At 63.2% G+C, this 26,395-nt stretch carries 26 protein-coding genes and 1 tRNA gene; 15 read left to right on the forward strand and 12 right to left on the reverse strand.

Annotated elements, in window-relative coordinates; translation table 11 throughout:
• Window positions 1-10 precede the first annotated feature (10 nt).
• From rplV to NMB41_RS22830, 7 genes are all read right to left on the reverse strand, one after another.
• Entirely contained in the window at window positions 11-343 is a 333-nt protein-coding gene (gene rplV / locus NMB41_RS22800; protein ID WP_183555278.1) for a 50S ribosomal protein L22, read from the reverse strand.
• Window positions 340-615 carry a 30S ribosomal protein S19 gene (gene rpsS / locus NMB41_RS22805; protein WP_056337578.1) on the reverse strand — a complete coding sequence of 92 codons (276 nt, stop codon included), beginning with the start codon at window positions 613-615 and terminating at the stop codon, window positions 340-342. The genes rplV and rpsS overlap by 4 nt, the downstream gene beginning before the upstream one ends.
• Before the next feature lie 11 nt (window positions 616-626).
• Window positions 627-1,457 (reverse strand): 50S ribosomal protein L2, encoded by an 831-nt coding sequence (rplB, locus tag NMB41_RS22810; protein ID WP_494380038.1) that lies wholly within the window; start codon window positions 1,455-1,457, stop codon window positions 627-629.
• Window positions 1,457-1,774, reverse strand: a complete 318-nt coding sequence (gene rplW, locus NMB41_RS22815) for a 50S ribosomal protein L23 (protein ID WP_182990702.1) — start codon at window positions 1,772-1,774, stop codon at window positions 1,457-1,459. Before rplW ends, rplB begins: the two co-directional genes overlap by 1 nt.
• A complete protein-coding gene (gene rplD / locus NMB41_RS22820) occupies window positions 1,771-2,391 on the reverse strand; it encodes a 50S ribosomal protein L4 (protein ID WP_494380039.1) in 621 nt (206 codons plus the stop codon). Before rplD ends, rplW begins: the two co-directional genes overlap by 4 nt.
• 2 nt (window positions 2,392-2,393) lie before the next feature.
• Window positions 2,394-3,050: a 50S ribosomal protein L3 gene (gene rplC, locus NMB41_RS22825; RefSeq protein ID WP_494380040.1), complete on the reverse strand. Its 657-nt coding sequence runs from the start codon at window positions 3,048-3,050 to the stop codon at window positions 2,394-2,396.
• A gap of 280 nt (window positions 3,051-3,330) precedes the next feature.
• Window positions 3,331-3,407 (reverse strand) — tRNA-Val (locus NMB41_RS22830).
• Between the two features lie 403 nt (window positions 3,408-3,810).
• On the opposite strand from NMB41_RS22830, the gene NMB41_RS22835 reads away from it, so the two are divergent.
• The 7 genes from NMB41_RS22835 to NMB41_RS22865 all read left to right on the forward strand — a co-directional run bounded on the left by NMB41_RS22835 (window position 3,811) and on the right by NMB41_RS22865 (window position 10,647).
• Window positions 3,811-4,386 (forward strand): TerD family protein, encoded by a 576-nt coding sequence (locus tag NMB41_RS22835; protein ID WP_494380041.1) that lies wholly within the window; start codon window positions 3,811-3,813, stop codon window positions 4,384-4,386.
• Between the two features lie 73 nt (window positions 4,387-4,459).
• Window positions 4,460-5,479 carry an ATP-grasp domain-containing protein gene (locus NMB41_RS22840; protein WP_494380042.1) on the forward strand — a complete coding sequence of 340 codons (1,020 nt, stop codon included), beginning with the start codon at window positions 4,460-4,462 and terminating at the stop codon, window positions 5,477-5,479.
• Window positions 5,476-6,657: a phosphoribosyltransferase domain-containing protein gene (locus NMB41_RS22845; RefSeq protein ID WP_494380043.1), complete on the forward strand. Its 1,182-nt coding sequence runs from the start codon at window positions 5,476-5,478 to the stop codon at window positions 6,655-6,657. The genes NMB41_RS22840 and NMB41_RS22845 overlap by 4 nt, the downstream gene beginning before the upstream one ends.
• A complete protein-coding gene (locus NMB41_RS22850) occupies window positions 6,632-7,387 on the forward strand; it encodes an HAD family hydrolase (RefSeq protein WP_494380044.1) in 756 nt (251 codons plus the stop codon). Before NMB41_RS22845 ends, NMB41_RS22850 begins: the two co-directional genes overlap by 26 nt.
• Complete coding sequence (locus tag NMB41_RS22855) at window positions 7,384-8,481, forward strand: cysteine protease StiP domain-containing protein (RefSeq protein ID WP_494380045.1); 1,098 nt, start codon at window positions 7,384-7,386, stop codon at window positions 8,479-8,481. The genes NMB41_RS22850 and NMB41_RS22855 overlap by 4 nt, the downstream gene beginning before the upstream one ends.
• Window positions 8,474-9,367 carry an HpcH/HpaI aldolase/citrate lyase family protein gene (locus tag NMB41_RS22860; RefSeq protein WP_494380046.1) on the forward strand — a complete coding sequence of 298 codons (894 nt, stop codon included), beginning with the start codon at window positions 8,474-8,476 and terminating at the stop codon, window positions 9,365-9,367. The genes NMB41_RS22855 and NMB41_RS22860 overlap by 8 nt, the downstream gene beginning before the upstream one ends.
• Before the next feature lie 11 nt (window positions 9,368-9,378).
• Window positions 9,379-10,647: a TerD family protein gene (locus tag NMB41_RS22865; RefSeq protein ID WP_494380047.1), complete on the forward strand. Its 1,269-nt coding sequence runs from the start codon at window positions 9,379-9,381 to the stop codon at window positions 10,645-10,647.
• Between the two features lie 255 nt (window positions 10,648-10,902).
• Here NMB41_RS22865 and rpsJ read toward each other — a convergent pair whose 3' ends face one another.
• The 5 genes from rpsJ to rpsL form a co-directional block, all read right to left on the reverse strand.
• Entirely contained in the window at window positions 10,903-11,217 is a 315-nt protein-coding gene (rpsJ, locus tag NMB41_RS22870; RefSeq protein WP_136219921.1) for a 30S ribosomal protein S10, read from the reverse strand.
• 179 nt (window positions 11,218-11,396) lie between these two features.
• Window positions 11,397-12,587, reverse strand: a complete 1,191-nt coding sequence (tuf, locus tag NMB41_RS22875; RefSeq protein WP_494380048.1) for an elongation factor Tu — start codon at window positions 12,585-12,587, stop codon at window positions 11,397-11,399.
• Window positions 12,588-12,681: 94 nt separating this feature from the next.
• On the reverse strand, window positions 12,682-14,787 hold the full coding sequence (gene fusA, locus NMB41_RS22880; protein ID WP_494380049.1) for an elongation factor G: 2,106 nt from the start codon (window positions 14,785-14,787) through the stop codon (window positions 12,682-12,684).
• An 89-nt stretch (window positions 14,788-14,876) separates the two neighbouring features.
• Window positions 14,877-15,347 (reverse strand): 30S ribosomal protein S7, encoded by a 471-nt coding sequence (gene rpsG / locus NMB41_RS22885; protein WP_192052721.1) that lies wholly within the window; start codon window positions 15,345-15,347, stop codon window positions 14,877-14,879.
• Window positions 15,348-15,482: 135 nt separating this feature from the next.
• A complete protein-coding gene (gene rpsL, locus NMB41_RS22890; protein ID WP_091877422.1) occupies window positions 15,483-15,866 on the reverse strand; it encodes a 30S ribosomal protein S12 in 384 nt (127 codons plus the stop codon).
• A 355-nt stretch (window positions 15,867-16,221) separates the two neighbouring features.
• Between rpsL and NMB41_RS22895 the strand changes: the two genes are divergently transcribed.
• From NMB41_RS22895 to NMB41_RS22930, 8 genes are all read left to right on the forward strand, one after another.
• A complete protein-coding gene (locus NMB41_RS22895; RefSeq protein WP_494380050.1) occupies window positions 16,222-18,030 on the forward strand; it encodes a phosphoethanolamine transferase in 1,809 nt (602 codons plus the stop codon).
• Window positions 18,031-18,471: 441 nt separating this feature from the next.
• On the forward strand, window positions 18,472-19,737 hold the full coding sequence (locus tag NMB41_RS22900) for an efflux RND transporter periplasmic adaptor subunit (RefSeq protein ID WP_494380051.1): 1,266 nt from the start codon (window positions 18,472-18,474) through the stop codon (window positions 19,735-19,737).
• A 31-nt stretch (window positions 19,738-19,768) separates the two neighbouring features.
• Complete coding sequence (locus tag NMB41_RS22905) at window positions 19,769-20,482, forward strand: ABC transporter ATP-binding protein (protein ID WP_494380052.1); 714 nt, start codon at window positions 19,769-19,771, stop codon at window positions 20,480-20,482.
• Between the two features lie 10 nt (window positions 20,483-20,492).
• Window positions 20,493-21,803 (forward strand): ABC transporter permease, encoded by a 1,311-nt coding sequence (locus NMB41_RS22910; protein ID WP_494380053.1) that lies wholly within the window; start codon window positions 20,493-20,495, stop codon window positions 21,801-21,803.
• A gap of 15 nt (window positions 21,804-21,818) precedes the next feature.
• On the forward strand, window positions 21,819-23,051 hold the full coding sequence (locus tag NMB41_RS22915; protein WP_494380054.1) for an ABC transporter permease: 1,233 nt from the start codon (window positions 21,819-21,821) through the stop codon (window positions 23,049-23,051).
• Window positions 23,052-23,091: 40 nt separating this feature from the next.
• Entirely contained in the window at window positions 23,092-24,429 is a 1,338-nt protein-coding gene (locus NMB41_RS22920) for a sigma-54-dependent transcriptional regulator (protein WP_494380055.1), read from the forward strand.
• A 15-nt stretch (window positions 24,430-24,444) separates the two neighbouring features.
• A complete protein-coding gene (locus NMB41_RS22925; protein WP_494380056.1) occupies window positions 24,445-25,773 on the forward strand; it encodes a sensor histidine kinase in 1,329 nt (442 codons plus the stop codon).
• 9 nt (window positions 25,774-25,782) lie between these two features.
• The gene (locus NMB41_RS22930) at window positions 25,783-26,382 is read left to right on the forward strand and encodes a glutathione S-transferase family protein (protein ID WP_494380057.1); all 600 of its coding nucleotides are present in this window, start codon (window positions 25,783-25,785) and stop codon (window positions 26,380-26,382) included.
• The last annotated feature ends 13 nt before the right edge of the window (window positions 26,383-26,395 follow it).

The raw sequence follows: 26,395 nt of genomic DNA on the forward strand, positions 1-26,395 counted from the left end.
GTGTGACTCCTTAGTTACCGACAGTCACGTAGATGTGACAGGATTGTTTAGAGATGCGATCGCCGCGGCCTTTGGCACGTGCCGTAAAGCGCTTGAGGATCGGGCCTTTTTCAACGTAGATCTGAACGATCTTCAGCTCGTCGATGTCAGCACCGTCATTGTGTTCCGCGTTGGCGATGGCCGACTCGAGAACCTTCTTGATGATGGTGGCACCTTTCTTCGGGCTGAACTGCAGAATGTTGAGTGCTGCATCAACTTTCTTGCCGCGGATCAGGTCAGCAACGAGGCGACCTTTTTGTTCCGACAGGCGCACGCCTTTGAGGATAGCTTTAGTTTCCATTATTTTTTCGCCTTCTTGTCAGCGGCGTGGCCCTTGAACGTACGGGTCAGCGCGAATTCGCCGAGCTTGTGGCCAACCATGTTCTCGGAGACGTACACCGGCACGTGCAGCTTGCCGTTGTGAACTGCAATCGTCAGACCGATGAAGTCAGGCGTGATCGTCGAGCGGCGCGACCAGGTTTTAACTGGCTTTTTGTCTTTGTTCGCTTGCGCGGCTTCGACTTTTTTCACCAGGTGGGCGTCAACGAACGGCCCTTTTTTCAATGAACGAGTCATTTAGTTATCCCTTATTTCTTGCCGCGGCGCGAAACGATCATCGAAGAAGTGCGCTTGTTCGAACGCGTCTTCTTACCCTTCGTCTGTTGGCCCCAAGGCGACACTGGATGACGACCAGCTGCGGTTTTACCTTCACCACCACCGTGCGGGTGATCGACCGGGTTCATGACCACACCGCGAACGGTAGGACGAACACCGCGCCAGCGCATCGCGCCAGCCTTACCGATCTTGCGCAGGCTGTGTTCGGCATTGCCGACTTCGCCAACGGTAGCGCGGCACTCGATGTGCACGCGACGAACTTCACCCGAGCGCAGGCGGACCTGGGCGTAGGTGCCTTCGCGGGCCATCAGCACGACGGCGGCGCCGGCGGTACGGGCCATCTGGGCACCCTTACCTGGCAGCATCTCGACGCAGTGCATCACGGTACCGACCGGGATGTTACGGATTGGCAGGCAGTTACCCGACTTGATCGGCGCTTCCGAGCCGCTCATGACGCTGTCGCCGACAGCCATGCCTTTGGTGGCGATGATGTACGCACGATGACCATCCGCGTAGCACAGCAGAGCGATGTGCGCGGTACGGTTTGGATCGTATTCAATACGCTCGACCTTGGCCGGAATGCCGTCCTTGTCGTTGCGCTTGAAGTCCACCATACGGTAGTGATGCTTGTGACCGCCGCCGATGTGGCGGGTGGTGATGTGACCGTTGTTGTTACGGCCAGCAGTCTTCGATTTCTTCTCAACCAGTGCTGCGAACGGACGGCCCTTGTACAGGCCTTCGGTCACAACTTTCACCATGCCGCGGCGGCCTGGGGAGGTTGGCTTCATCTTAACGAGTGCCATTATTTAGCCTCCTCGACAAAATTGATTTCCTGGCCTGGCTTCAGGCACACGAAAGCACGCTTGGTGTGGTTGCGACGACCGTTGAAACGGCCCGAACGCTTTTGTTTACCTTCGCGGTTCACGGTTTGCACCGATTCCACTTCGACCTTGAACAGCAGTTCGACGGCAGCCTTGATTTCCGGCTTGGTCGCGTCTGGCAAGACCTTGAAGACGATCTGCTCGTTCTTTTCCGCGACGAAGGTAGCTTTCTCGGAAATGACCGGAGCCATCAGCACCTTCATCAGGCGCTCTTCGCTAAATTTGATTGCGGTGCTCATGCGTACATCTCCTCGATCTTGGCCAGTGCAGCTTTGGTGACCAGGACTTTCTTGTAGAACACCAGCGACATCGGGTCGGCTGCTTTCGGCTCGACAACCAGCACGTTCGGCAGGTTACGCGATGCCAGCAGCAGGTTTTCTTCGATGGTGTCGGTGATCACCATGACCGATTCCAGGCCCATGCCCTGCAGCTTTTGCGACAGCAGCTTGGTCTTTGGGGCTTCGATCGACAGGTTCTCGATAACAACCAGACGGCCTTCACGGGCCAGCTGCGAGAAGATCGAGCAGATACCTGCACGGAACATCTTCTTGTTCACTTTGTGGGTGAAGTTTTCGTCAGGCGAGTTCGGGAAGATACGGCCACCGCCGCGCCACAGTGGCGACGACGACATACCAGCACGAGCGCGGCCGGTACCTTTTTGGCGCCATGGCTTCTTCGTGGTGTGGCTGACTTCTTCACGGTCTTTCTGCTTGCGGTTACCGCTACGTGCGTTGGCAGCGTAGGCGACCACGACCTGGTGAATCAGGGCTTCGTTGTACTCGCGACCGAAGACTTCGTCGGTAGCTGCAACGTTGGCGCCGGCTTGACCTTGCTCATTCAGGAGCTGAAGTTCCATAATTAAGCTCCTTTCTGTGCTTTGGTTTTGACGGCTGGCTTGACGATCACTTGACCGTTCTTCGCGCCAGGAACTGCACCCTTGACCAGCAGCAGTTGACGCTCAGCGTCGATGCGGGCGATTTCCAGGTTCTGGGTGGTGACGGTGACGTCGCCCATGTGACCGGTCATGCGCTTGCCTGGGAACACGCGGCCTGGATCCTGCGCCATACCGATGGAGCCTGGAACGTTGTGCGAACGCGAGTTACCGTGGGTTGCACGGCCCGATGCGAAGTTGTGACGCTTGATGGTACCGGCGTAGCCTTTACCGATCGAGGTGCCTTGCACGTCGATCTTCTGGCCCACTTCGAACAGCGAGACATTGACTGCGTCGCCCGTTTTCAGTTCGGCTGCCTTGGCAGCGTCAACGCGGAATTCGCGCAGCATGGTGCCAGCTTCGACGCCTGCTTTTGCGTGGTGACCCGCAACTGCCTTGGTCACGCGGGAAGCGCGACGTTGACCGAATGCGACCTGGACTGCGGCGTAGCCGTCAGTTTCAGGAGTTTTGATTTGTGCGACACGGTTGTTCGACACGTCGAGCACGGTAACTGGGATCGAGTCCCCGTCATCCGTGAAGATGCGCATCATGCCAACCTTGCGACCGAGAAGGCCCAAGCTCATTTTTTCTCCATTCCCACCTACGATTGGGCGGGGGTAGTTGAACTACTAAAACGTACGGACTCTGAAACGACGAGTCCATACCGAAGCCGGCTAGTATAACGTGCAAAAGGGCTTGACGCAACAAGTTAATCGGGGGTATGTCGATACCTGTTGCGAGTTCATCGCAGTGTCTTGGAGAGAGAGGAATCTGGCCTGGCTGGCCAGCACAGAAAAGGCACTGGTGCGCCTTTTCTCTACAGAATCACATGATGGATTCTGCGAATAATTTGAAGTGTGTCTTTGGTGGGCGGTGCAGGATTCGAACCTGCGACCCCTTGGATGTCGACCAAGTATTCTAACCAACTGAACTAACCGCCCGGGGAGCCGCATTATGCCAAGGGTTCGGGAGGTTTGCAATAGCTGAGTTGGTTTGGGTGTGCTGGTGGGCGTGGGGCTGTTGCCTGTTGGGTTATCGGTGCGCGTGATCCGCGTGGGCATGGATGCCCACCCTACGGATGAGGCCGCTGACTGGGTTCAGCGACCGCCAGTCCGTGGCGCCTCCCGTAGGGTGGGCTCCCCGAGCCCACGCGGATCATGCACACCGATACCGGTGCAGGCAACAGCCCCACCTCCCCTCGCCCCTCTTGCCCAAGCCCCAGCCTAAGTCTTCCATAAGCCCACCTGTGTAAAATTAGTCAATTAGCGCTATATTCACTCCAGCGCATTCGCCGCGGCCACACGCCGCGCCCCACGACCCGTTTCAATCACGAAAGGAGCTGCAATGGCAATCAGTCTGCAAAAAGGTGGCAACGTCAACCTCAGCAAGGAAGCACCGAATCTCACCAAGGTCACCATCGGCCTGGGCTGGGATCCGCGCTCGACCGATGGCGCCGCCTTCGACCTCGACGGCTCCGCCTTCCTGCTCAAGTCCGATGCCAAGGTGCGCGGCGATAACGACTTCATCTTCTATAACAACCTGAAGTCCTCGGACGGCTCGGTCGTTCACAACGGCGACAACACCACCGGCCAGGGCGACGGCGACGACGAAACCGTCACCGTCGACCTCGCACGCGTCCCGGCGGACATCGACAAGATCTCGTTTTGCGTCACCATCCACGAAGCGGAGACCCGGCGCCAAAGCTTCGGCATGGTCGGCAAGGCCTTCATCCGCTGCCTGAACGCCAACGGCAACGCCGAGCTGGCGCGCTACGACCTGTCCGAAGACAGCTCGACCGAAACGGCCATGATCTTCGGCGAACTATATCGCGCCGGCACCGACTGGAAGTTCCGCGCCGTCGGCCAGGGCTATAACGGCGGCCTCGGCCCCCTCGCACGTTCGTTCGGCGTCAACGTCTGAGCGGCGGCACACCCGTCCTTTGTCCCGCCGCCCGCCGGCGGGACCCTCTTACCCCTGCAACAGAAAAATCTTCATGCGCGTCTGGTTCAACCGTAGCTTCTCGTCCGTCAACACTGCGATCGACCTGATCCGCCAGGCTGATACCGCCCGGCGTTTCACGATCATCCACAGCAATCCGAATCCGAAGTCGCCGGCCGCCCGCCTGGCCCACGAATTCCAGATCGAACCGACCGGCCTGTCCTCGCACGACTACATCGACTGGTGCGTGGACTTCTGCCGCCAGCACCGGGTCGACATCTTCGTCCCGGGACGCGAAGCGACCGCGATTGCCGGCGCCCACGCGCGCTTCGAAGCGATCGGCACGCGCGTCCAGAGCGCGGGCTCGGAAGCGGCCCTGCTGTTCATTCACGACAAGGCGCGCTTCTACGCCGAGACCGACCTGCCCGGCGCGCCGGTGGCCGAGTTCCGCCACTTCGAGGACGCCGCCGGTTTTGAAGCGGCCTACGACGCGCTGCGCCGGCGCCACGCGAAACTGTGCGTGAAACCCTCGCACTCGATCTACGGCCTGGGTTTTGCGGTCCTCGACGAAGAACGCAACAGCGCCGAACTCCTGATGGCCGGCGCCGAATACCACGTCTCGCTGGCCGACTTCCGCGCCGGCCTGGCGAAACTCGGCACCTTTCGCAGCATGCTGCTGATGGAATACCTGGAAGGTCGCGAATACAGCGTCGACTGCGTGGGCGACAACGGGCGCCTGGTGACGGCCGTGGTGCGCCGCAAATCCAGCCAGGCCGGCGCCGGCCAGCGCATCGACCAGCGCGCCGACATCCTCGATGCGACCGCCCAGCTATGCCGCACGCATGGCCTGAACGGCATCTTCAATGTCCAGTTCCGCGAAGCCGGCGGCCATCCGCGTGTGCTCGAGATTAACCCGCGCATGTCGGGCGGCATCGGCATGGCCTGCGTGGCCGGCCCCAACCTGCCCTGGATCGCCCTGTGCGGCTTTGCCGACGGCTACGAAGGGCTCGAGATCGCGCCGGTACGCAACGGCATCCGGGTCGCGGAAGTGGCGCGCGCCGTGGAGCTGGCATGAACGCGCGCGGCGACAGCCTGCCGCTGTCTTTTACCAAACAGCTGCCCACGGGCGCGCTCGAAGTCGAACTGCACGCAGGCGCCGATGAACTCGACGAGCTGCTCGGCTTTGCCGCGCGCGCGAACGCCAAGCGCGGCTTCCTTTTTGTGAGCAAGGTGCTCGGCAAACACTGGCCGGTGCGGCCACGCGGCATGCTGGCGGTTCACGCCCGCCTCGCCGCCGGCGTGCCCGAAGCCCCTGGCCCGGTCCTCTTCATCGCCATGGCGGAAACGGCCGTGGGCCTCGGCCAGGGCGTATTCGAAGCCTGGCTGCGCGCCCATCCCGGCCAGGAAGCGCTGTACCTGCAGACCACGCGCTACCGCGTCGGCACGGGCCCCATCATCGAATTCGAGGAAGCGCACAGCCACGCGCCGCGCCAGTTCCTGCACCTGCCTGCGGACGCACACGAACAGGCGCTGCTGCGGAACGCCCGCACCATCGTGCTGGTCGACGACGAAGCCAGTACCGGCAACACTTTTGTTAACCTGACCCAGGCCTGCCGGCGCTTCAATCCCGCCTTGGCGCGCGTGCACCTGGCGGTGCTGGCCAACTTCATGGGCGCCCCCGCCACGAAGGCCTTGACGGCGCGCTTCGGCCTGCCGACGACGATGGGCGCCCTGATCGAAGGCGCCTACCGTTTTACGCCTGCCGATTGCCCAGTCGACGCCGCCCCGGCGCAGCGCTACGACGCCCAGGCCGAACGCGGCGCGAGTACCGCCTTCGGGCGCCTGGGCCTGGCCCGTGCACTGCGCCGGCCCGAGGCGCTGGCCGACCGGCTGGCCACGACAATCGCGCCGGGCGACAAGGTGCTGGTACTCGGCACCGGCGAATTCATGCACGCCTCGACCCTGCTGGGCGCCGCCCTCGAAGCGCGCGGCCTGGACGTCGTCGTGCAGTCGACCACCCGTTCGCCCATTCTCACCTGGGGCGCGGTACAGCACGCCCTCACCTTCCCGGACAACTACGGCGAAGGCATCCCGAATTTCATCTACAACGTCGCGCCCGGCCAGTACCAGCACGTGCTGGTCTGCCACGAAACCCCTGCGGGCGCGGCCCTGCATGACTTTGCGCGCTCGCTGAATGCGCGCCTGTTCCACTACCTTACCGAGGACGATGTTGAAGAAGTTCCTGTTCGCTGACCTGGACGACACCCTGTTCCAGACGCTCGAGAAATGCGCAGTGCGCGAGGCGCTCGAGCCGGCCGCCTACTACAGCAATGGCAGCATCTGTTCATACACTACGCCCGCCCAGCGCGCCTTTTTCGCCCTGGTCAGCGAAGGCATGACGGTGATCCCGACGACGGCGCGCAGCCTCGACGCGTTCTCACGCGTGAACCTCGGCTTCAGCAGCTATGCGATCCTGAACTTCGGCGGCATCATCCTGCAGCCGGATGGCGCCATCGACCAGGACTGGCAGGGTCGCATGGATGACCTCATGCAGATTGCCCTGCCCGGCTTGCAGGAGATCGCTGCACACATCGAAGACTGGTGCGCGCAAACCGGTTACGGCGGGCGGCCACGCCTGGTGGAAGATGCCGGCACGCCTTTCTTCGTGGTCGTGAAAGACCCGGACAAGGTCGCGCTGAACCTGGAGCGCGTCGAACGCGAGGTGGTGCTGCCCTGGCTCGCCGACGACGGCAACGACTACTGCGTGCACCGCAACGGCAACAATCTCGCGATTCTTCCGCGCACGCTGGACAAGGCCGAGGCGGTCGCCTGGATCGCCCAGCGCCTTCGCCGCGAGCATGGCGAGATCGTCACCTTCGGCATGGGAGATTCCCGCTCCGACGCGCGCTTCATGGCCGACTGCGACTACGCGATCATCCCGCGCCGCACCCAGTTATCAAAACTGACGGTGGAGACGCTTTGACTCTGTCCTCGAGCTTCGCCGGCAGCTATCTGGACGCGGATGTCCGGTTCCTGCTCAAGCGCCTGGCGCTGGCCGATTTCGTCGACGTGGCGGACAAGGAGGCGCTGATCCAGTCGGGCCGGCGCCATTACAGCGAAATGCTGTCGCCTGAACGTGCGCCCTCGGCGCGCTACCTGGCCCTGTTCGACGAGGCCTGCCGCGTCAACGGCGAGCGCATGGCGCGCGACTGCCTGCGCCTCTCCAGCCTGATCGCGGCGCGCCGGAGTAGCGCGGTCACGCTCGTGTCGCTGGCGCGCGGCGGCACGCCCATCGGCGTGGTGCTCAAACGCCTGCTGGAGACGGTGCACGCTCGCGAAGCGACGCATTATTCGGTCTCGATCGTGCGCGACCGCGGCATCGACGCCAATGCCCTGCGCCATATCCTGGCGCAAGGCCACGCGCCGGAATCGATCGTGTTTGTCGACGGCTGGACCGGCAAGGGCGTGATCGCCCGCGAGCTGGCGGCGTCGGTCGCGCGCTTCAATGCCGATACCGGCGTGGCGCTCGACGCCGGCCTGTACGTCCTGTCCGACCTGGCCGGCGCCGCGGCCTGCGCCGCCTCCTGCGAGGACTACCTGATCCCGTCGAGCATCCTGAACGCGACCGTGTCGGGCCTGATCAGCCGTTCGGTATTGAACGAGGCCATCGGCCCCGATGATTTCCACGGCTGCGTGCTGTACGATCAGTTTGCAGCCGAGGACCGCTCGCGCAGCTTCGTCGACCTGTTGGCAGGCCTGGCGCTGGCCCAGGTCGACACCGGCGCCGCTGTGCAGGCGGCGGACACGTGCGCTGCCGCGGAACGTTCGCGCGCGTATATCGAGGCCGCGATGCACCGCTACGGCATCAATGACGTCAACCTGGTCAAGCCCGGCATCGGCGAAGCCACGCGCGTGCTGCTGCGCCGTGTGCCGCGCAGGCTGCTGCTGCGCGACCCGCATGATCCGGCCGTGGCGCACCTGCGCCTGCTGGCCGAAGAAAAGAAGGTGCCGGTCGAGATCGACCCGGCATTGCCCTACCAAGCTGTATCGCTGATCAGGAGTGCATCGGATGCATAAATCGATGGGCGCGTCGCTGTACGTGCCAACAACCCATAAAGACCTGCTGCAGGTTGCCAATGGCGAGAAACTGCCGCAGGCCCGCTCGCTGATCCTGTGTACCGAAGATTCGGTGGCCGACCGCGACCTGGGCTGGGCGCTGTTCAACCTGTCGGTGGTGCTGCAGAACATGCTCGAGGAGATCCCGGCGGAGCGTTTTGTCCGCGTGCGTAGCCCCGAAGTGCTGGCGCGCGTGCTGGCCATGCCGGGCGCCCATAAACTGACCGGCTTCGTGATCCCAAAAGCCACGCGCCACAATTTCGAAACCTATTACCGCCTGGTGCGCGACACCGACCACGCCTTGATGCCGACGCTGGAAACGGCCGACGTGTTCAGCGAGCGCGAGATGGAAGCCTTCCGCGACCTGCTGCAATCCCCGGGCGTACGCAGCCGCATCCTGGCGCTGCGCATCGGCGGCAACGATTTACTGGCCCTGCTCGGCCTGCGCCGTCCACGCGGCATGACGATCTACCGCACCCCGCTCGGGCCCGTCATCGCGCGCCTGGTGACGATCTTCCGCCCGCACGGCTTCATGCTCACCGCGCCCGTGTTCGAACACCTCGACCTGCCCGAACTGCTGGACCAGGAAGTGGTCGAAGACATCGCCTACGGCATGGTCGGCAAGACCGCGATCCACCCGAGCCAGATCCTGCCGATCGAAGAGCACTACAAGGTCAAGCCGCACGACCTGGCAGTAGCGCACGCGATCCTGGACGAAAACAGCCCGGCGGTCTTCAAGATGCACGAGTCGATGTGCGAAGTGGCCACCCACCGCGCCTGGGCCGAGCGCCTGGTCGCACAATCGCATATGTTCGGCGCCCATGGCGCCGCCCTGATGAAACCTTAAAAGGAAACCAGATGACGCAATTCGCACGTGGCCAGAAGGGCAAGCTCGCCGAGCTGGGCGTCGGCAGCAGTTTCGCGGTCGACCTCGACATCCAGGCGCCCGGCATGTCGCTCGACGTGTCCTGCTTCGGCCTCGACGCGCAGGACAAGCTCTCCGACGACCGCTACATGGTGTTCTATAACCAGCTGGCCAGCCCCGGCGACGCCGTGCGCCTGGACCTGCGCCAGGGCGGCGCGCGCTTCAACGTCAACCTCGATGCGCTGCCGAACACGATCGCCAAGCTCGTCTTCGTCGCCGCCATCGACGGCGCCCAGACCATGCGCGCGCTCGGTGCTTCGAGCCTGAGCGTCGGCAGCGCGCTGCGCTTCCCATGGTCGGGCGCGGACTTCGGCGACGAGAAGGCGGTAATCGTGGCCGAGATCTACCGGCGGGACGGCCTGTGGCGCTTCGGCGCCGTCGGCCAGGGTTTCAATGGCGGCCTGGCGGCGCTGCTCGAGCACTTCGGCGGCACGCAGGCGGCGCCGTCGGCGTCGTCCACTCCGCAGTCTGCGCCCGCACCGGCGACACCAAAAGTCTCGCTGTCGAAAGTCACGCTCGAAAAGCGCGGCGACAAGGTATCGCTCGACAAGCGCGGCAGCGCCGGATTCGGCCGCATCCACGTCAACCTGAACTGGAACCGTTCGGGCACGGCGCAGGCCCCTGCGCCGGCGCCGGTCCCGGAAAAGACCGGCCTGCTGGGACGCCTGAGCGGCGCGATGAGCGGTGCCATGGGCGGCGCAATGGGTGGACGCCGGCGCTCGGGCGGGATCGACCTCGACCTGGGCTGCATGTTCGAACTCGCCGACGGCCGCAAGGGCCTGGTGCAGGCGCTGGGCAATGCCTGGGGCGAATACGAGGGCGCGCCCTGGATGAAGCTCGATGCCGACGACCGTACCGGCGCCTCGCACAACGGCGAGAACCTGTACATCAACGGCGACCAGTTGGTGCAGATCCGGCGCGCGATCATCTTCACGTTTATTTACGAGGGTGTGCCGAACTGGTCGGCCACCGATGGCGTGGTCACGATCGCGGTGCCGAACCAGGCGCCGATCGAAGTGCGCCTCGATGGCGGCGGCAGCCAGATGATGTGCGCGATCGCCATGCTCGAGAATCAGGGCGGCCAGCTGCAGGTGACCAAGATGACCGAGTATTTCGAACAGCAGGGCCAGACCAGCGCCCACGAGATGATGGACCGGCGCTACAACTTCGGGCTGCGCTGGAAGACCGGCCGCAAGGATTAACGAACGTAAATGAAAAACCTGGGGTCAGGTCTGACAATCGGACACGGCCTCATCATTAAAACCATCGTTTTGCCAAGGATGGTTGAGCTCGTGTCCGAATGTCAGACCTGACCCCAGCGGTTGGTTGCTGGAAGACCGGCCGCAAGGATTAAAGAGCGTAAACGGAACCGGGGCCGGGAAGGTTCGCCAATTGGCGGCCCTCCCGGCCCCGATTTTATTTCGGCACGCGGATTGCTCCGCGCCAGCCTGAAAAAATTACTGCAGCTTGATTTCGACGTCGACGCCAGCTGGCAGGTCCAGCTTCATCAGTGCGTCAACGGTCTTGTCGGTTGGGTCCACGATGTCCATCAGACGCTGGTGCGTACGGATTTCGAACTGGTCGCGCGAGGTCTTGTTCACGTGTGGGGAACGCAGCACGTCGAAACGCTGGATGCGGGTCGGCAGTGGGACTGGGCCCTTGACGACGGCGCCGGTACGCTTGGCGGTGTCGACGATTTCCAGTGCGGACTGGTCGATCAGCTTGTAGTCGAACGCTTTCAGGCGGATACGGATTTTTTGATTTGCGGACATGCGATTTCCTTGGAAAAGAGCGAACCGGTTTGAGGCCGGCAATGATTTGTCAGGTACTACGGTGCAGCAAAGGAGCGAGAGTATAGCATCGATCCGCGTTACGCAGAGAGGGCAGAACCGGAATTCTGCCCCCTTCTGTTGTGCCGGCGGAACGCTGTCCCGCCGGCGATCTTGGCTAATTAGGCCAGGATCTTGGCAACAACGCCGGCGCCGACGGTACGACCGCCTTCACGGATAGCGAAGCGCAGGCCTTCTTCCATCGCGATCGGGTTGATCAGCTTGACGGTGATCGACACGTTATCGCCTGGCATGACCATTTCCTTGTCCGCTGGCAGCTCGATCGAGCCGGTCACGTCGGTGGTACGGAAATAGAACTGCGGACGGTAGTTGTTGAAGAATGGCGTGTGACGGCCGCCTTCATCTTTCGACAGAACGTAGATCTCGCCGGTGAAGTGGTTGTGCGGCTTGATCGAACCTGGCTTTGCCAGGACCTGACCACGCTGGACATCTTCACGCTTGGTGCCGCGCAGCAGCAGGCCGACGTTGTCGCCAGCTTGACCCTGGTCCAGCAGCTTGCGGAACATTTCCACGCCGGTGCAGGTGGTCTTGACGGTGTCGACGATGCCGATGATTTCGATTTCTTCGCCGACCTTGACGATACCGCGCTCAACGCGACCGGTAACGACGGTGCCGCGGCCCGAGATCGAGAACACGTCTTCCACTGGCATCAGGAAGGCGCCGTCCACAGCGCGCTCTGGCGTCGGGATGTAGGTGTCGAGTGCATGCGCCAGAGCGATGATGCAGTCTTCGCCCATTTCGCCCGGCTTGCCTTCGAGGGCCATACGTGCCGAACCCTTGATGATTGGCAGGTCGTCGCCTGGGAATTCGTACTTCGACAACAACTCGCGCACTTCCATTTCGACCAGTTCCAGCAGTTCTGCGTCGTCGACCAGGTCGCACTTGTTCAGGAACACGATGATGTATGGAACGCCAACCTGACGCGCCAGCAGGATGTGCTCGCGGGTCTGTGGCATTGGGCCGTCGGCGGCCGAGCACACCAGGATCGCGCCGTCCATCTGGGCAGCACCGGTAATCATGTTCTTGATGTAGTCGGCGTGGCCTGGGCAGTCAACGTGCGCGTAGTGACGGTTTTCCGTTTCGTACTCGACGTGCGCGGTGTTGATGGTAATGCCGCGTGCCTTCTCTTCCGGCGCTGCATCGATCTGGTCGTATGCTTTTGCTTCGCCGCCGAATTTCTTCGACAGGACGGTTGCGATTGCTGCGGTCAGCGTGGTCTTGCCGTGGTCAACGTGTCCGATGGTACCGACGTTGACGTGCGGCTTGGTCCGCTCGAATTTACCTTTTGCCATTTTGATCTTCCTTTAAAAGAACGATTTATTGTGTTTTTTAAGCGTCGGCGCGGACCGTGAGGTCCGCGCCAGAACGCAATTACTGATTACTGAATTACTTCGACTTGGCGGTGACGATCGCGTCGATCACGTGCTTAGGCGCTTCCGAGTAGTGCTTGAATTCCATCGTGTAGGTTGCACGGCCCTGGGTCGCCGAACGCAGCGAGGTCGAGTAACCAAACATTTCCGACAGTGGCACTTCGGCTTTGATGATCTTGCCGCCGCCGCCTGGGATTTCGTCCATGCCCTGCACCATACCGCGACGCGACGACAGGTCGCCCATCACGTTACCGGCGTAGTCTTCCGGCGTTTCCACTTCGACCGACATCATCGGCTCGAGGATGACTGGCGATGCTTTGCGGCAGCCGTCCTTGAATGCCATCGAACCGGCCATACGGAACGCGTTCTCGTTCGAGTCGACGTCGTGGTACGAACCGAAGGTCACGGTGACTTTGACGTCAACGACCGGGTAGCCAGCCAGCACGCCGCTGGTCAGGGTTTCGCGCACACCCTTTTCGACTGCAGGGATGTATTCGCGAGGAATCACGCCGCCCTTGATGGCGTCGACGAATTCAAAGCCCTTGCCCGGCTCTTGCGGCTCGATGGTCAGCACGGCGTGGCCGTACTGGCCGCGACCGCCCGACTGCTTGACGAACTTGCCTTCGACGTCGGTGACCGTCTTGCGGATGGTTTCGCGGTAGGCAACCTGTGGCTTGCCGACGGTCGCTTCGACGCTGAATTCGCGCTTCATGCGGTCGACGATAATTTCCAGGTGCAGCTCGCCCATACCACCAATGATGGTCTGGCCCGATTCTTCATCGGTACGCACGCGGAACGACGGATCTTCCTGTGCCAGGCGGTTCAGGGCCAGGCCCATCTTTTCCTGGTCAGCCTTGGTCTTCGGCTCGACAGCCTGCTGAATGACCGGCTCAGGGAAGACCATCTTTTCCAGGGTGATGATCGATGCTGGATCGCACAGGGTTTCGCCCGTGGTTGCATCTTTCAGGCCGACCGCAGCGGCGATGTCGCCGGCGTGGACTTCCTTGATCTCTTCACGCTGGTTCGCGTGCATCTGCAGAATACGGCCAAGACGTTCTTTCTTGTTCTTGATCGGATTGTAGACGGTGTCGCCCGACTTGATGGTGCCCGAGTAGACGCGGAAGAAGATCAGCTGGCCGACGAACGGGTCGGTCATGATCTTGAATGCCAGCGCCGCGAACTTCTCGTCGTCGGCTGCGCGGCGGGTGACCGGCTGGTCGTCCTCATCGGTACCGCCGACTGGCGGGATGTCGATTGGCGATGGCAGGTATTCGATCACGCCGTCGAGCATGGCTTGCACGCCCTTGTTCTTGAACGCGGTGCCGCACATCATCGGGACGATTTCCGACGCGATGGTACGCTGGCGCAGAGCGGCCTTGATCTCTTCTTCCGAGAGGTCGCCTTCTTCCAGGTACTTGTTCATCAGCTCTTCGTTCGCTTCAGCAGCGGTCTCGACCAGCTTCTCGCGCCATTCGTTGGCTTGATCAACCAGTTCGGCCGGGATGTCGCGGTAGTCGAACTTCATGCCCTGGGACGCGTCGTCCCAGAAGATGGCCTTCATCTTGACGAGGTCGACCACGCCCAGGAAGTTCTCTTCCGCGCCGATCGGGATCTGCAGAGGAATCGGGTTTGCCTTCAGGCGAGCGCGCATCTGGTCATAGACCTTGAAGAAGTTCGCACCGGTACGGTCCATCTTGTTGACGAATGCCAGACGTGGGACTTTGTACTTGTTAGCCTGACGCCACACGGTTTCCGACTGTGGCTGCACGCCGCCGACTGCACAGTAAACCATGCAGGCGCCGTCGAGCACGCGCATCGAGCGTTCGACTTCAATGGTGAAGTCGACGTGGCCCGGGGTGTCGATGATGTTGATGTGGTGCGGCTCGAAATTGTTGGCCATACCTTTCCAGAAGCAGGTCGTCGCTGCCGAGGTAATGGTAATGCCGCGTTCCTGCTCCTGCTCCATCCAGTCCATCGTCGCGGCGCCGTCGTGCACTTCGCCGATCTTGTGGTTCACGCCCGTGTAGAACAGGACGCGTTCGGTGGTGGTGGTCTTACCAGCATCGATGTGAGCGGAAATACCGATATTGCGGTAGCGCTCAATGGGGGTCTTGCGTGCCATAATTTTTCCTAAATCTTTTAATGGACAAAACCGGGCGGCATCTTGGTATCAAAATGTGCCCGGCCTGAACAACAACTACAACTTTTTGCTTAGAAGCGGAAGTGCGAGAACGCCTTGTTCGCTTCAGCCATACGGTGGACTTCGTCACGACGCTTCATGGCGCCACCGCGCATTTCAGCCGCTTCCATCAGTTCACCGCCGAGGCGTTGTGGCATGGATTTTTCGCTGCGCTTGTTTGCGGCTTCGCGCAACCAACGCATGGACAGCGCCATACGACGAACCGGACGAACTTCCACTGGCACCTGGTAGTTGGCACCGCCGACACGGCGGGACTTAACCTCGACCATCGGCTTGGCGTTGTTGATCGCGGCTGCGAACACTTCCAGTGGGTCCTTACCCGATTTCTGCTGGATATGTTCAAACGCACCGTAGATGATGTTTTCAGCGACCGACTTTTTGCCGGACAGCATCAGAACGTTGACGAACTTGGCGACATCCGTGTTGCCGAATTTTGGATCTGGCAGGATCTCGCGCTTGGGTACTTCACGACGACGTGGCATTTCAATTCCTTTATCTTCAGTTGAGTGCTGATTCAGCACTCGCGAGGGCCATCATGACCACTCACTTACTCGGCCTGACGGCCGGCTCAACTTAACGTTTAAATGTGACCCCGGTATGACCGAGACCGCAGATGATTACTTCTTCGCAGCCTTGGCACGCTTCGCGCCGTACTTCGAGCGAGCCTGCTTACGGTCTTTGACGCCCTGGGTATCCAGTGCACCGCGAACCATGTGGTAACGCACACCCGGCAAATCCTTGACACGACCGCCGCGCAGCAGGACAACGCTGTGCTCTTGCAGGTTGTGGCCTTCACCGCCGATGTACGAAATGACTTCGAAACCGTTGGTCAGGCGAACTTTGGCGACCTTACGCAGAGCCGAGTTTGGCTTCTTTGGGGTCGTGGTGTACACACGGGTGCAGACACCGCGCTTTTGCGGGCAGTTTTCCAGTGCCGGCGACTTGCTCTTCACAACCGCGGCAACGCGCGGCTTGCGAATCAGTTGATTGATGGTTGGCATCGTTCCTAATCCAACAAAGTACTACAGTTGATAACCCGGACAAGCCTGCCCAGGGACTGAAACCTAGTCCCGAAAGTCCCACAGCGCAGGCGCCGAAAGCCACTCACCGAAGGAGCGGCTGCGAATGCGTATACGTTGTGCAGAATAAATCGAGAACTCGCGAGTATAGACTCCTCGCAATCCCAGGTCAACCAATTTGCTGATTTAACGGGCAACGCCGGCGCCGAAGAGGCGAACTGCTGTGGTAGTCCTGACACATACGGCGAGGAGCCCAGCCGGGCTCGCTCTGCAACAATTAGCGTAAAAGGAAATAAAAGCCGGATAATGGCCGGCTTACCTCCGCCCACCTTTCTCGATGCAAACTCTGCTGCGCCCGGCCCACCTCGTCCTCGTGCTTACTTACCTGGTGCTGTCGGTGGTCCCCGTCTTCCCGCTGGCGCTCGGCCTGCCCCTTGCCCGCCCGGCCCAGCTGGCCGGCATGGCCGTGTTCGCCTGGATCGCGGCCTGGGCCCTGTTCAAGCGTCCCGCGTATTTCCACTGGCTGCTGCTGCCGGCCTTCATCGCCCTGCCGGCGGAACTGTACTTATATCTGTATTACGGCCAGGGCATCTCCACCCACCACCTCGGGATCATGGCCGAAACCAGTCCGCTCGAGGCCATGGAATTTTTGGGGGCGCGCGCCTGGCTGATGCTGGGCGTGATGGTGGGTGTCGTGGCCTGGTGGGCGGCGACCTGGAAGATCGCATTGAAGACGCGCGAACTCGACTGGAACGACCGCTCGCGTTTTTTGGTATTGGGGATCGTGCTGGCGGCCGCCGGCTTGTTCGCCTATGGCCAGAAGGTCGGCGTCACCGGCGCACCGGCCAAGCCGGACCCGGCAGCAAAAATGCGTTTCGCGGCGCTCGGCAGCAAGCCGCTGGTGCCCGTTTCCAGCCTGCCGCGCCTGCCGCACTGGGCGCAGCCCCCCTTCGACATCAAATCCTTCGCCCAGTCCTGGCCCTTCGGTGTGGTGGCGCGCGGGCTCGACTTCTATAAAGAGCGCGTGTATCTGGCCGATTTGCACGAGCGCAGCGCCGCGTTTCGTTTTAACGCGACCCAGGCCGATCCGGCCAATGCGCCGGATGTCATCGTGATGGTCCTCGGCGAATCGGCGCGCTTCGACCGCTGGAGCCTGAACGGCTACGCGCGCCCGACCAATCCTTTATTGATGCAGGAAGCGAACCTGGTGACGATGAAAGACCTGATCACCTCGGTCTCGGCCACGCGCCTGTCGATCCCCGTGATTATTTCGCGCAAACCGGCAATGCAGAGTTTGAAGGACGGCTTTACCGAAAAATCCTTCCTCACCGCCTTCAAGGAAGCAGGCTACAAAACCTTCTGGCTGTCGAACCAGATCTCGTTCGGCAAATTCGACACCCCCGTCTCGGTATTCGCCAAGGAAGCGGACCAGGTCGAATTCTTGAACCTGGGCGGCTTTACCGACAATTCGAACTACGACGAAGTGCTGTTCAAGCCCTTCGCCCGCGCGCTGGGCGATCCGGCGCCGAAAAAACTCATCGTCCTGCACACGCTGGGCAGCCACTGGAATTACGCGCACCGCTATCCGGCCCGTTTCGACCAGTGGAAACCCTCGCTGGTGGGCGTGCATAAGCCGGTGCTGACCGATACCGCGATCAAGCCGCAACTGAACAACAGCTACGACAATTCGATTCTGTATACGGACTGGTTCCTGGCCCAGTTGGTGACGCGTTTGAAAACAGGCGGCCAGGCCGCAGCGCTGATGTACGTGGCCGATCACGGCCAGACCCTGTTCGACGGCGCCTGCCGCCAGGTTTTTCATGGCCACAATAACCAGCACGAATTCCACGTGCCGGCCTTCGCCTGGTATTCGGATGCCTATGGCGCGCGCTTCCCGGCCAAGGTTGCCCAGTTGCGCGCGCACAGCGCCGCGCCTCTGTCGACCGAAAACATCTTCCATACCCTGGTCGACCTGGGCGACATCCGCTATCCGGGCGAAACCCTGGAGCGCAGCATCGCCAGCGCTCAACTGACACGCCATAAACGCTATGTCGACAGTTATGGCTGGGCCGATTACGACAATGCGCGCTTCAAGGGCGATTGCCGTGAGGTGATTGATAAAGGGATACCGTTGCCGCGCAAGTGAGTATGGGCAGAAGCAGAGGCCGCAGAAGTAAATCCGTTTGTTCGCGGGGCTGTTGCCTGATACGTTAATGGTGTTTTGAATCCGCGTGGGCACGGGGTGCCCACCCTACGGGCACCGATAACGGCGAGATCATACGAAACCCGGATAGGTAGCGTGTCCCGTACGGGGTCACGGAGGCCAATGGCCTCCGTGACGGATTCACCGGGCACCCCGTGCCCACGCGGATCATGCACACCATTACCGCCACAGGCAACAGCCCCACCCTGCTCGCACACCGCCACTAAAAAACCGGACACGCCCGTGTCCGCGTACGTACGCCCTCCCCACCCCGGACACGCCGGACACCCCGTCCGCGCCCGCGGTCATCAATCAAATCAACCACTTACCTCCTGGCACGGATCCTGCGATAAGGCCCCCATTCACGTCGTTATCGAAACCACCATGATCCGCGATACATCCTCACAAGACGCCGTCCTGGCCGCCCCGCCAGGACAAAAAACCCGGCGCCGCGCCGTCATGATCGGCGGCGCCGTCGCAGTGGCAGCCGTCGCCGCCCTGCTGTTCTCGAGCTGGAACAACAGCGCCCACTCCGTCAACGCCAGCCGCCTGCGCATCGCCGAAGTCGGCCGCGGCACGCTGGTGCGCGACGCCTCCGTCAACGGGCGCGTGGTCGCCGCCGTCAGCCCGACCCTGTTCTCCACGGCCCCCGCCACCGTCAACCTGAAAGTGGCCGCAGGCGACACCGTCAAGAAGGGCGACGTGCTGGCCGTGCTCGAGTCCCCCGACCTGTCCGACGCGCTGAAACGCGAGCAGTCGACGTATGAACAACTGAAAGCCGAAGTCGCGCGCCAGCAGATCCTGTCGCGCAAACAAAAACTCCTGGCCCAGCGCGAAGCCGACGTTGCCGAGATCGACCGCCTGTCGGCCCAGCGCACGCTGGAGCGCTACGAGAGCGTGGCCCAGGTCGGCGTGATCGCCAAGATCGATTATCAAAAGGCGAAGGACGCCCTCAACTCGGCCGGCATCCGCGCCAAACACGCCACGCAGGCGGCCAGCCTGGAAGGCGACGACGTGGCCCTGGCGATCCGCACCAAGAGCAACGAGATGGAGCGTGCGCGCCTGTCGATGGCGAACGCCCAGCGCCGCGTCGATGAGCTCACCGTGCGTGCGCCGGTCGACGGCTTCATCGGCACCCTGAACGTGCAGAACCGCATGGTGGTCGCGGCCAACGCGCCCCTGATGACCCTGGTCGACCTGTCGCGCCTGGAAGTCGAACTCGAAGTACCGGAGACCTATGTGTCCGACATGGGCCTGGGCATGAGCGCCGAAATCACCCTGCCCTCGGGCACGGCCGCCGGCAAGCTGGTCGCCCTGTCGCCGGAAGTGGTGAAGAACCAGGTGCTGGCGCGCGTACGCTTCAACGGCGAGCAGCCGAAGGGCCTGCGCCAGAGCCAGCGCGTCACGGCGCGCCTCCTGATCGAAGAAAAGCCGAACGTCCTCATGCTGCCGCGCGGTCCCTTCGTGGAAAGCGAAGGCGGACGCTTCGCCTATGTGGTCAAGGATGGCATCGCGGTACGCACCCCGATCCAGCTGGGCGCCACCAGCATCGCGGCCGTCGAAATCGTCTCTGGCTTAAAGCCCGGCGACAAGGTCGTCGTCGCCGGCACCGACAGCTTCGAGAACGCGGATCGCGTCTCGATCAATTAACAATCCGAACAAAAACCTGAAAGGACATCCCATGCTGCGCATGACCAACCTCTCCAAGGTGTACCGTACCCACATGATCGAGACCCACGCGCTGCGCGGCTTCGAGATCCAGGTCAACCAGGGCGAATTCGTGACCGTCACCGGCCCCTCGGGTTCCGGCAAGACCAGCTTCCTGAACATCGCCGGCCTGCTGGAAGAATTCACCAGCGGAGAGTACGTGCTCGACGGCGTCAACGTGAAGGGCATGAATGACGACGCCCGTTCGCGCCTGCGCAACGAAAAGCTCGGCTTCATCTTCCAGGGTTTTAATTTGATCCCCGACCTGAACCTGTTCGACAACGTCGACGTGCCGCTGCGCTACCGCGGCTTCAATGCCGCCGAGCGCCGCGAACGCATCGAAGACGCGCTGGCGAAAGTCGGCCTGGCCTCGCGCATGAAGCACTTCCCGGCCGAGCTCTCGGGCGGGCAGCAGCAGCGCGTGGCGATCGCGCGCGCCCTGGCCGGCTCGCCGAAACTGCTGCTGGCCGATGAACCGACCGGTAACCTCGACACGCAAATGGCGCGTGGCGTGATGGAACTGCTGGAAGAGATCAACGCGGCCGGCACCACGATCCTGATGGTCACGCACGACCCGGAACTGGCCGTGCGCACCACCCGCAACGTGCACATCATCGACGGCCAGGTGTCGGACCTGGTGCGCAAGGGTCCGACCCTGGCCGCCAGCAGCGTGGCTGCCGTTAAATAAGGGAGCGGCCATGTTCAGCTACTACTTCAAGCTCGGCCTGCGCAGCCTGCGCCGCAACCCGGCCCTGACCGCCCTGATGGTGCTGACGCTCGCCATCGGCGTGGCCGCCAGCGTGTCGACGCTGACGATCCTGCACATGATGTCGGGCGACCCGATCCCGCACAAGAGCGACCGCCTGTTCGTGCCGATCTTCGACGTGGCCCCGGTCGACAACTACAAGCCGGGCGACAAACTGCGCGAAAGCCAGGTCACCTACCAGGACGTGATGAACCTCCTGAAAAGCGGCCAGGGCGTGCGCCGCACCGGTCTGTACGGCATCGCAGCGCCGATCGAGCCTCCGCGCAAGGATCTGCCCGCCTTCTCGGCCCAGGGCGTGGCGCCGACCCGCGACTTCTTCGGCATGTTCGATGTGCCCTTCATCCGCGGCCAGGCCTGGAGCGCGCAGGACGACGAGCGCGGCGCCGATGTGGTGGTGCTGAGCCGCGCGATTGCCGAAAAACTGTACGGCGAAACGAACCCGGTCGGGCAGCGCATCAACGTGATGGGCTTTCCGTTCACCGTCGTCGGCGTGATCGACAAGTGGACGCCGCAGCCGCGCTACTACAAGCTGGTGGGCGGCGAACAGTTCGGCAAGGGCGAGGAGTTCTTCATTCCCCTGGCGAGCGCGATCCGCCACGAGACCACCCATAACGGCGGCATGAACTGCTCCGAACGGTCGGACCCGGGCTTCCAGGGTACCCTGCGCTCGAACTGCACCTGGATGCAGTTCTGGTTCGAGACCGCGTCCAGCGGCGAGCGCGCCCAGCTGCAGAGCTATATCGACAGCTATGCCGCCGAGCAGCGCAAACTCGGCCGCATGAAGCGCGCCGCCCCCAACCACCTGTTCAACGTGAACGAATGGATGGAAGAGCGCAAGGTCGTCGGCAAGGACACCAAATTGTCGGCCTGGCTCGCCTTCGGCTTCCTGCTGCTCTGCCTCGTCAACACGATCGGCCTCCTGCTGGCGAAGTTCTCGGTGCGCGCCGCCGAAGTCGGCATCCGCCGCGCGCTGGGCGCCTCGCGCCGCGAGATCTTCCGCCAGTTCCTGATCGAGAGCGCGGTGGTGGGCCTGGCCGGCGGCGTGCTGGGCCTGGTGCTGGCCTTTGGCGCGCTGGCCCTGATCGCGATGCAGAGCAGCGAAGTGGCGGTGGTCGCCCACATGGACCTGACGATGCTTGCCTTTACCTTTGCGATGTCGGTGTTCGCCGCGGTACTGGCCGGGCTGCTGCCGACCTGGCGCGCCTGCCAGGTCACGCCGGCCCTTCAACTCAAGTCGCAATAAGAGAGAGAACACATCATGGAAATCCGTCCTATCCTGTCCGCGCTCCTGCGCAACAAGACCGGTGCGCTCCTGGTCGCACTGCAAGTGGCTTTGAGCCTGGCGATCCTGGCCAACGCGCTGCACATCGTCAGCGAGCGGCGCCAGGCCGCGGCGCGCCCGAGCGGCGTCGCCCACGAGCAATCGGTGTTTTCGCTCAGCGTGCGCAACCTGTCTTCCGGCGGCCCCGAGCAGCAGCTGGCCACCCAGAAGCGCGAAGCGGAAGTCATTCGCGCCGTGCCCGGCGTGGCGGCGGTCGCCAACGTCAACCAGGTCCCGCTGTCGCAATCGGGCTGGAACAACAGCGTCGCGGTCGACCGCAAGCAGATCGACGAAACGGCGCCGTCCTCGTTCTACTTCTCGCCCGATTCGCTCGTCAAAACCTGGGAGCTGAAACTGGTCGAGGGGCGCGACTTCCTGCCCAGCGAATACATGGACATCGACGCCAATACCGACCTCCACCCGAAACACGTGATCGTGACCAAGGCACTGGCCGAGAAGATGTGGCCGGGCGTGCCGGCGACCGGCAAGACCATGTACTTCGGTACCGGCGAGGACGCGATCGAAGTGCGCGTGGTCGGCGTGGTCGAGCGCCTGCAGACCCAGAACGCGGAAGTGACCGAACGCGGTGAATTCTCCAGCATTGCACCGATGCGCATGTACGGCGGTTATCCGGGCGCGCTGTACACCGTCCGCGCCGAAGCCGGCCAGCGCGAGCGCGTGATCCGCGACGTCGAGGCGGCGCTGCGCAAAGCCTCGCCGACGCCGGTGATCCTGGAATCGACCACCCTCGACCAGCACCGCAAGGAGCGCTACCGCGCCGACGTGGCGCTGTCGTGGATGCTCGTCACCGTCAGCGTGCTGCTGCTGTTGATCACCGCCAGCGGCATCGTCGGCATGGCCAGCCTGTGGGTCACGCAGCGCCGCAAGCAGATCGGCGTGCGCCGCGCCCTCGGTGCGAGGAAGACCGACATTCTGCGCTACTTCCTGACCGAGAACTTCATGATCACCAGCGCCGGCGTGGTCGCTGGCGTGCTGCTCGGGGTGGCGCTGAACCAGCTGCTGGTGTCCAAGCTCGAGATGTCGCGCCTGCCGCTGGAATACCTGGTGGCCGGCGGCCTGATGTTCTGGGCGTTGGGCGTGATCGCCGTCTACGGGCCGGCCTGGCGCGCGGCGAGCACCTCGCCGGCGCTGGCGACCCGCAGCGCTTGAGCTTGTCTAAAAGCAATCAAGCAATGGTATCCTGACGGCCATGCCTACTGTACTTATCATCGACGACAACGCCGCCGTCGGCATCGCCCTTGACGTGCTGTTCTCCCTGCACGACATCGCGGCGCTGCATGCGGCCTCGCCCGAGGAGGGGCTGGCCGTGCTGGCCAGCAGCCCGGTCGACCTGGTGATCCAGGACATGAACTTCACGGCCGACACCACTTCGGGCGAGGAAGGCGTGGCCTTGTTCCGGAGAATCCGGGGCCTGTACCCGGACCTGCCGGTGATCCTGCTGACGGCCTGGACCCACCTCGATGCGGCGGTCGACCTCGTGAAAGCGGGCGCCGCCGACTACCTGCCGAAACCCTGGAACGACGAGCGCCTGCTCGCCACCGTGACGAACCTGGTGGAACTGGGCCAGGCGAACCGCGCGCTGGCGCAGCGCGTTGGGCGCGAGCGGCGCGAACGGCGCGAGCTCGAACAACAGTACGATTTACGTAACCTGGTTTGGGCCGACCCGGCCACCGAGCGCGTGCTGCAGCTGGCCTGCCAGGTCGCACGGGCCGACGTGCCGGTGTTGATCACTGGTCCGAACGGGACCGGCAAGGAACGCATCGCCGAGATCATCCAGGCCAATTCGCAGGTGGCGAACGGCCCCTTCGTGGTGCTCAACTGCGGCGCCCTGCCGTCGGAACTGATCGAGGCGGAGCTGTTCGGCGCCGACGCCGGCGCCTACACGGGTGCTTCGCGGGCCAGGGAAGGCAAGTTCGAAGCGGCCGATGGCGGCACGCTGTTCCTGGACGAGATCGGCAACCTGCCGCCGGCCGGCCAGATGAAACTGCTGCGCGTGCTGGAGACGGGCCGCTTCGAGCGCCTCGGCTCGAACCGCGAGCGGCAAGTAAAAGTGCGGGTAATCAGCGCCACGAATGCGGATCTGCCCGCGATGATCCGCGCCGGCACCTTCCGCGAAGACCTGTTTTATCGGCTGAACGTGATCGAGCTGCGCCTGCCGCCATTGGCCGCGCGTCCGGACGACATCCTGCCGCTGGCCCTGAATTTTCTCGCGCCCGGCAAGCAGCTCGACCCGGGCAGCGAGGCCGTCCTGCTGGCGCATGCCTGGCCGGGCAATGTGCGCGAACTGAAGAACGTGATGGCGCGCGCCAACCTGCTGGCGCAAGGCCCCATCATCCGCGCGCCCGACCTCGGCCTGCCGGCTGCGGCGGCGCCGCCGCAGGCGCCCGAGGCCGAGCCGGACCGCGAGACCATCGCTGCGGCCCTAAGCCGTGCCGGCGGCGTCGTCTCCCAGGCCGCCGCGGAACTCGGCCTGTCGCGCCAGGCTTTATACCGCCGCATGGAGCGCCTGGGCATCGGCCGCGCCTGAAGCCGGACGACCGCGATGCGCCTGTCCCTCGTCACCCGCTTCTCCGCCCTGGTCGGCACCCTGCTCACGGTCGGCATCATCATCGCGCTTGCGCTCGACCACTTCCTCCCGGGCCGACCGCTGCTGGCGGCCGCGCTCTGCCTGGCCTGCGTGGTGCCGGTCGCCATAATCACGATTCGCTCGCAGGTCCAGCCGATCCTGTCGCTGTTTCGCGCCCTGGAGGGCACGGTCACCAGCTACCGCGACGGCGATTTTTCGTTCAGCCTGCACTGGCCGCAAAACGACGAACTGGCCGACCTGATCCGCGCCCACAATGACCTGGGCAATGTGCTGCGCGAGCAGCGGCGCGACCTGGTGCAGCGCGAACTGCTGCTCGACACGATGGTGCAGAACACCCCGGTGGCGATGCTGCTGGTGGCCGACGTGCCGCAGCGGGCCGGCGCCGTCGTCTACGCTAACCTGGCCGCGCGCCAGCTGCTGGCGGACGGGCGCAAGCTGGAAGGCCACTCGCTCGACGAACTGCTGGCCCAGGCCTCGCCCGCGCTCGGGGAAGCGCTGGCGCGCGGCGGCGACGGCCTGTTCACGGCCGGCGAAGGCGAAGACGAACAGGTCTACCACCTGGCGCGCAGCAGTTTCAGCCTGAACGGGCGCAAGCACGAGCTGCTGCTGCTGCGCCACCTGACGGCCGAACTGCGGCGCCAGGAAGTGCAGACCTGGAAAAAGGTAATCCGCGTGATCAGCCACGAATTGAACAATTCGCTCGCACCCCTCGCCTCGCTGGCGCACTCGGGCGCGGAACTGGTGCGGCGCGGCCAGACCGAACGCCTGCCGCAAATTTTAGAGACCATCGGCGAGCGCACGCGCCACCTGGAGAGTTTTATTCTTGGCTACGCACGCTTCGCCAAGCTGCCGACGCCGCGCCTGGAACGCTGCAACTGGCAGGGTTTCGTCGCCCGCCTCGCTTCGCAGATCCCCTTCCGCCTGGAGGAAGACCTGCCGCTTGAAGCCTCGCTGCTGGACCAGGCCCAGCTCGAACAGGCCTTGCTCAACCTGCTGAAAAATGCGCACGAATCGGGGTCGGCCCCGGATGCGGTCGAGCTGCAGGTGCGGCGCGTGCAGGACCTATTGCGCATCGAAGTGCTGGACCGCGGCAGCGGCATGAACGAGGCGGTGCTGACCAACGCCCTGGTACCCTTCTATTCGACCAAACGCAGCGGCACCGGCCTGGGCCTGGCGCTGGCGCGCGAAATCGCCGAAGCGCACGGCGGCCGCATTTTATTGTCGAACCGCGAGGGCGGCGGCCTGGCGGTGACGATGATCCTGCCCGCACTCACCGCAAGCTGAAAGGACGCCATGCTGAAGATTATCGGCAATCCCACCTCGATCAACGTGCGCAAGGTGCTCTGGACCTGTGTCGAACTGGGCCTGCCTTTTACGCGCGAGGACTGGAGCGACGAACACGCGCCGCTCAATCCGAACCGGATGGTGCCGGTGCTGGTCGATGGCGACTTCGTGCTGTGGGAATCGAACACGATCTGCCGCTACCTGTGCCGGCGCGCAGGAGACGCGGCCCTGCTGCCGCCTGAGCCGCGCGCAGCGGCACAGGTCGAGCAATGGATGGACTGGCAAGCCACGGAACTCAACAACGCCTGGCGTTATGCCTTCATGGCGCTGGTACGCGGCAGTGCCGCCCATGCCGACCCGGCGCAGGTCGCAGCGAGCGCCGGCAACTGGAACCGCCACGTCGGCATCCTCGACGAACGCCTTGCCGCCACCGGCGCCTATGTCGCGGGCGAGCGTTTTACCCTTGCCGACATCGTCATTGGCCTGTCGCTGAACCGCTGGTCGATGACGCCGATGGCGCGGCCGGACTACCCGCAGGTGGCCGCCTACCTGGCGCGCCTTGCCGAGCGGCCGGGCTACCGTGAATGGTGCGCCAACGGCGTGCCCTGAACCGCGGCGGAGG

The sequence above is a fragment of the Massilia sp. FBCC-B171 genome (assembly GCF_059134155.1).

Coding starts and splice junctions, on each gene's coding strand:
- rpsS (WP_056337578.1), bottom strand. CDS start 615: ATGACTCGTTCATTGAAAAAAGGGCCGTTCGTTGACGCCCACCTGGTG.
- rplB (WP_494380038.1), bottom strand. CDS start 1,457: ATGGCACTCGTTAAGATGAAGCCAACCTCCCCAGGCCGCCGCGGCATG.
- rplW (WP_182990702.1), bottom strand. CDS start 1,774: ATGAGCACCGCAATCAAATTTAGCGAAGAGCGCCTGATGAAGGTGCTG.
- rplD (WP_494380039.1), bottom strand. CDS start 2,391: ATGGAACTTCAGCTCCTGAATGAGCAAGGTCAAGCCGGCGCCAACGTT.
- rplC (WP_494380040.1), bottom strand. CDS start 3,050: ATGAGCTTGGGCCTTCTCGGTCGCAAGGTTGGCATGATGCGCATCTTC.
- NMB41_RS22835 (WP_494380041.1), top strand. CDS start 3,811: ATGGCAATCAGTCTGCAAAAAGGTGGCAACGTCAACCTCAGCAAGGAA.
- NMB41_RS22840 (WP_494380042.1), top strand. CDS start 4,460: ATGCGCGTCTGGTTCAACCGTAGCTTCTCGTCCGTCAACACTGCGATC.
- NMB41_RS22845 (WP_494380043.1), top strand. CDS start 5,476: ATGAACGCGCGCGGCGACAGCCTGCCGCTGTCTTTTACCAAACAGCTG.
- NMB41_RS22850 (WP_494380044.1), top strand. CDS start 6,632: ATGTTGAAGAAGTTCCTGTTCGCTGACCTGGACGACACCCTGTTCCAG.
- NMB41_RS22860 (WP_494380046.1), top strand. CDS start 8,474: ATGCATAAATCGATGGGCGCGTCGCTGTACGTGCCAACAACCCATAAA.
- NMB41_RS22865 (WP_494380047.1), top strand. CDS start 9,379: ATGACGCAATTCGCACGTGGCCAGAAGGGCAAGCTCGCCGAGCTGGGC.
- rpsJ (WP_136219921.1), bottom strand. CDS start 11,217: ATGTCCGCAAATCAAAAAATCCGTATCCGCCTGAAAGCGTTCGACTAC.
- tuf (WP_494380048.1), bottom strand. CDS start 12,587: ATGGCAAAAGGTAAATTCGAGCGGACCAAGCCGCACGTCAACGTCGGT.
- fusA (WP_494380049.1), bottom strand. CDS start 14,787: ATGGCACGCAAGACCCCCATTGAGCGCTACCGCAATATCGGTATTTCC.
- rpsG (WP_192052721.1), bottom strand. CDS start 15,347: ATGCCACGTCGTCGTGAAGTACCCAAGCGCGAGATCCTGCCAGATCCA.
- rpsL (WP_091877422.1), bottom strand. CDS start 15,866: ATGCCAACCATCAATCAACTGATTCGCAAGCCGCGCGTTGCCGCGGTT.
- NMB41_RS22895 (WP_494380050.1), top strand. CDS start 16,222: ATGCAAACTCTGCTGCGCCCGGCCCACCTCGTCCTCGTGCTTACTTAC.
- NMB41_RS22900 (WP_494380051.1), top strand. CDS start 18,472: ATGATCCGCGATACATCCTCACAAGACGCCGTCCTGGCCGCCCCGCCA.
- NMB41_RS22905 (WP_494380052.1), top strand. CDS start 19,769: ATGCTGCGCATGACCAACCTCTCCAAGGTGTACCGTACCCACATGATC.
- NMB41_RS22910 (WP_494380053.1), top strand. CDS start 20,493: ATGTTCAGCTACTACTTCAAGCTCGGCCTGCGCAGCCTGCGCCGCAAC.
- NMB41_RS22915 (WP_494380054.1), top strand. CDS start 21,819: ATGGAAATCCGTCCTATCCTGTCCGCGCTCCTGCGCAACAAGACCGGT.
- NMB41_RS22920 (WP_494380055.1), top strand. CDS start 23,092: ATGCCTACTGTACTTATCATCGACGACAACGCCGCCGTCGGCATCGCC.
- NMB41_RS22925 (WP_494380056.1), top strand. CDS start 24,445: ATGCGCCTGTCCCTCGTCACCCGCTTCTCCGCCCTGGTCGGCACCCTG.
- NMB41_RS22930 (WP_494380057.1), top strand. CDS start 25,783: ATGCTGAAGATTATCGGCAATCCCACCTCGATCAACGTGCGCAAGGTG.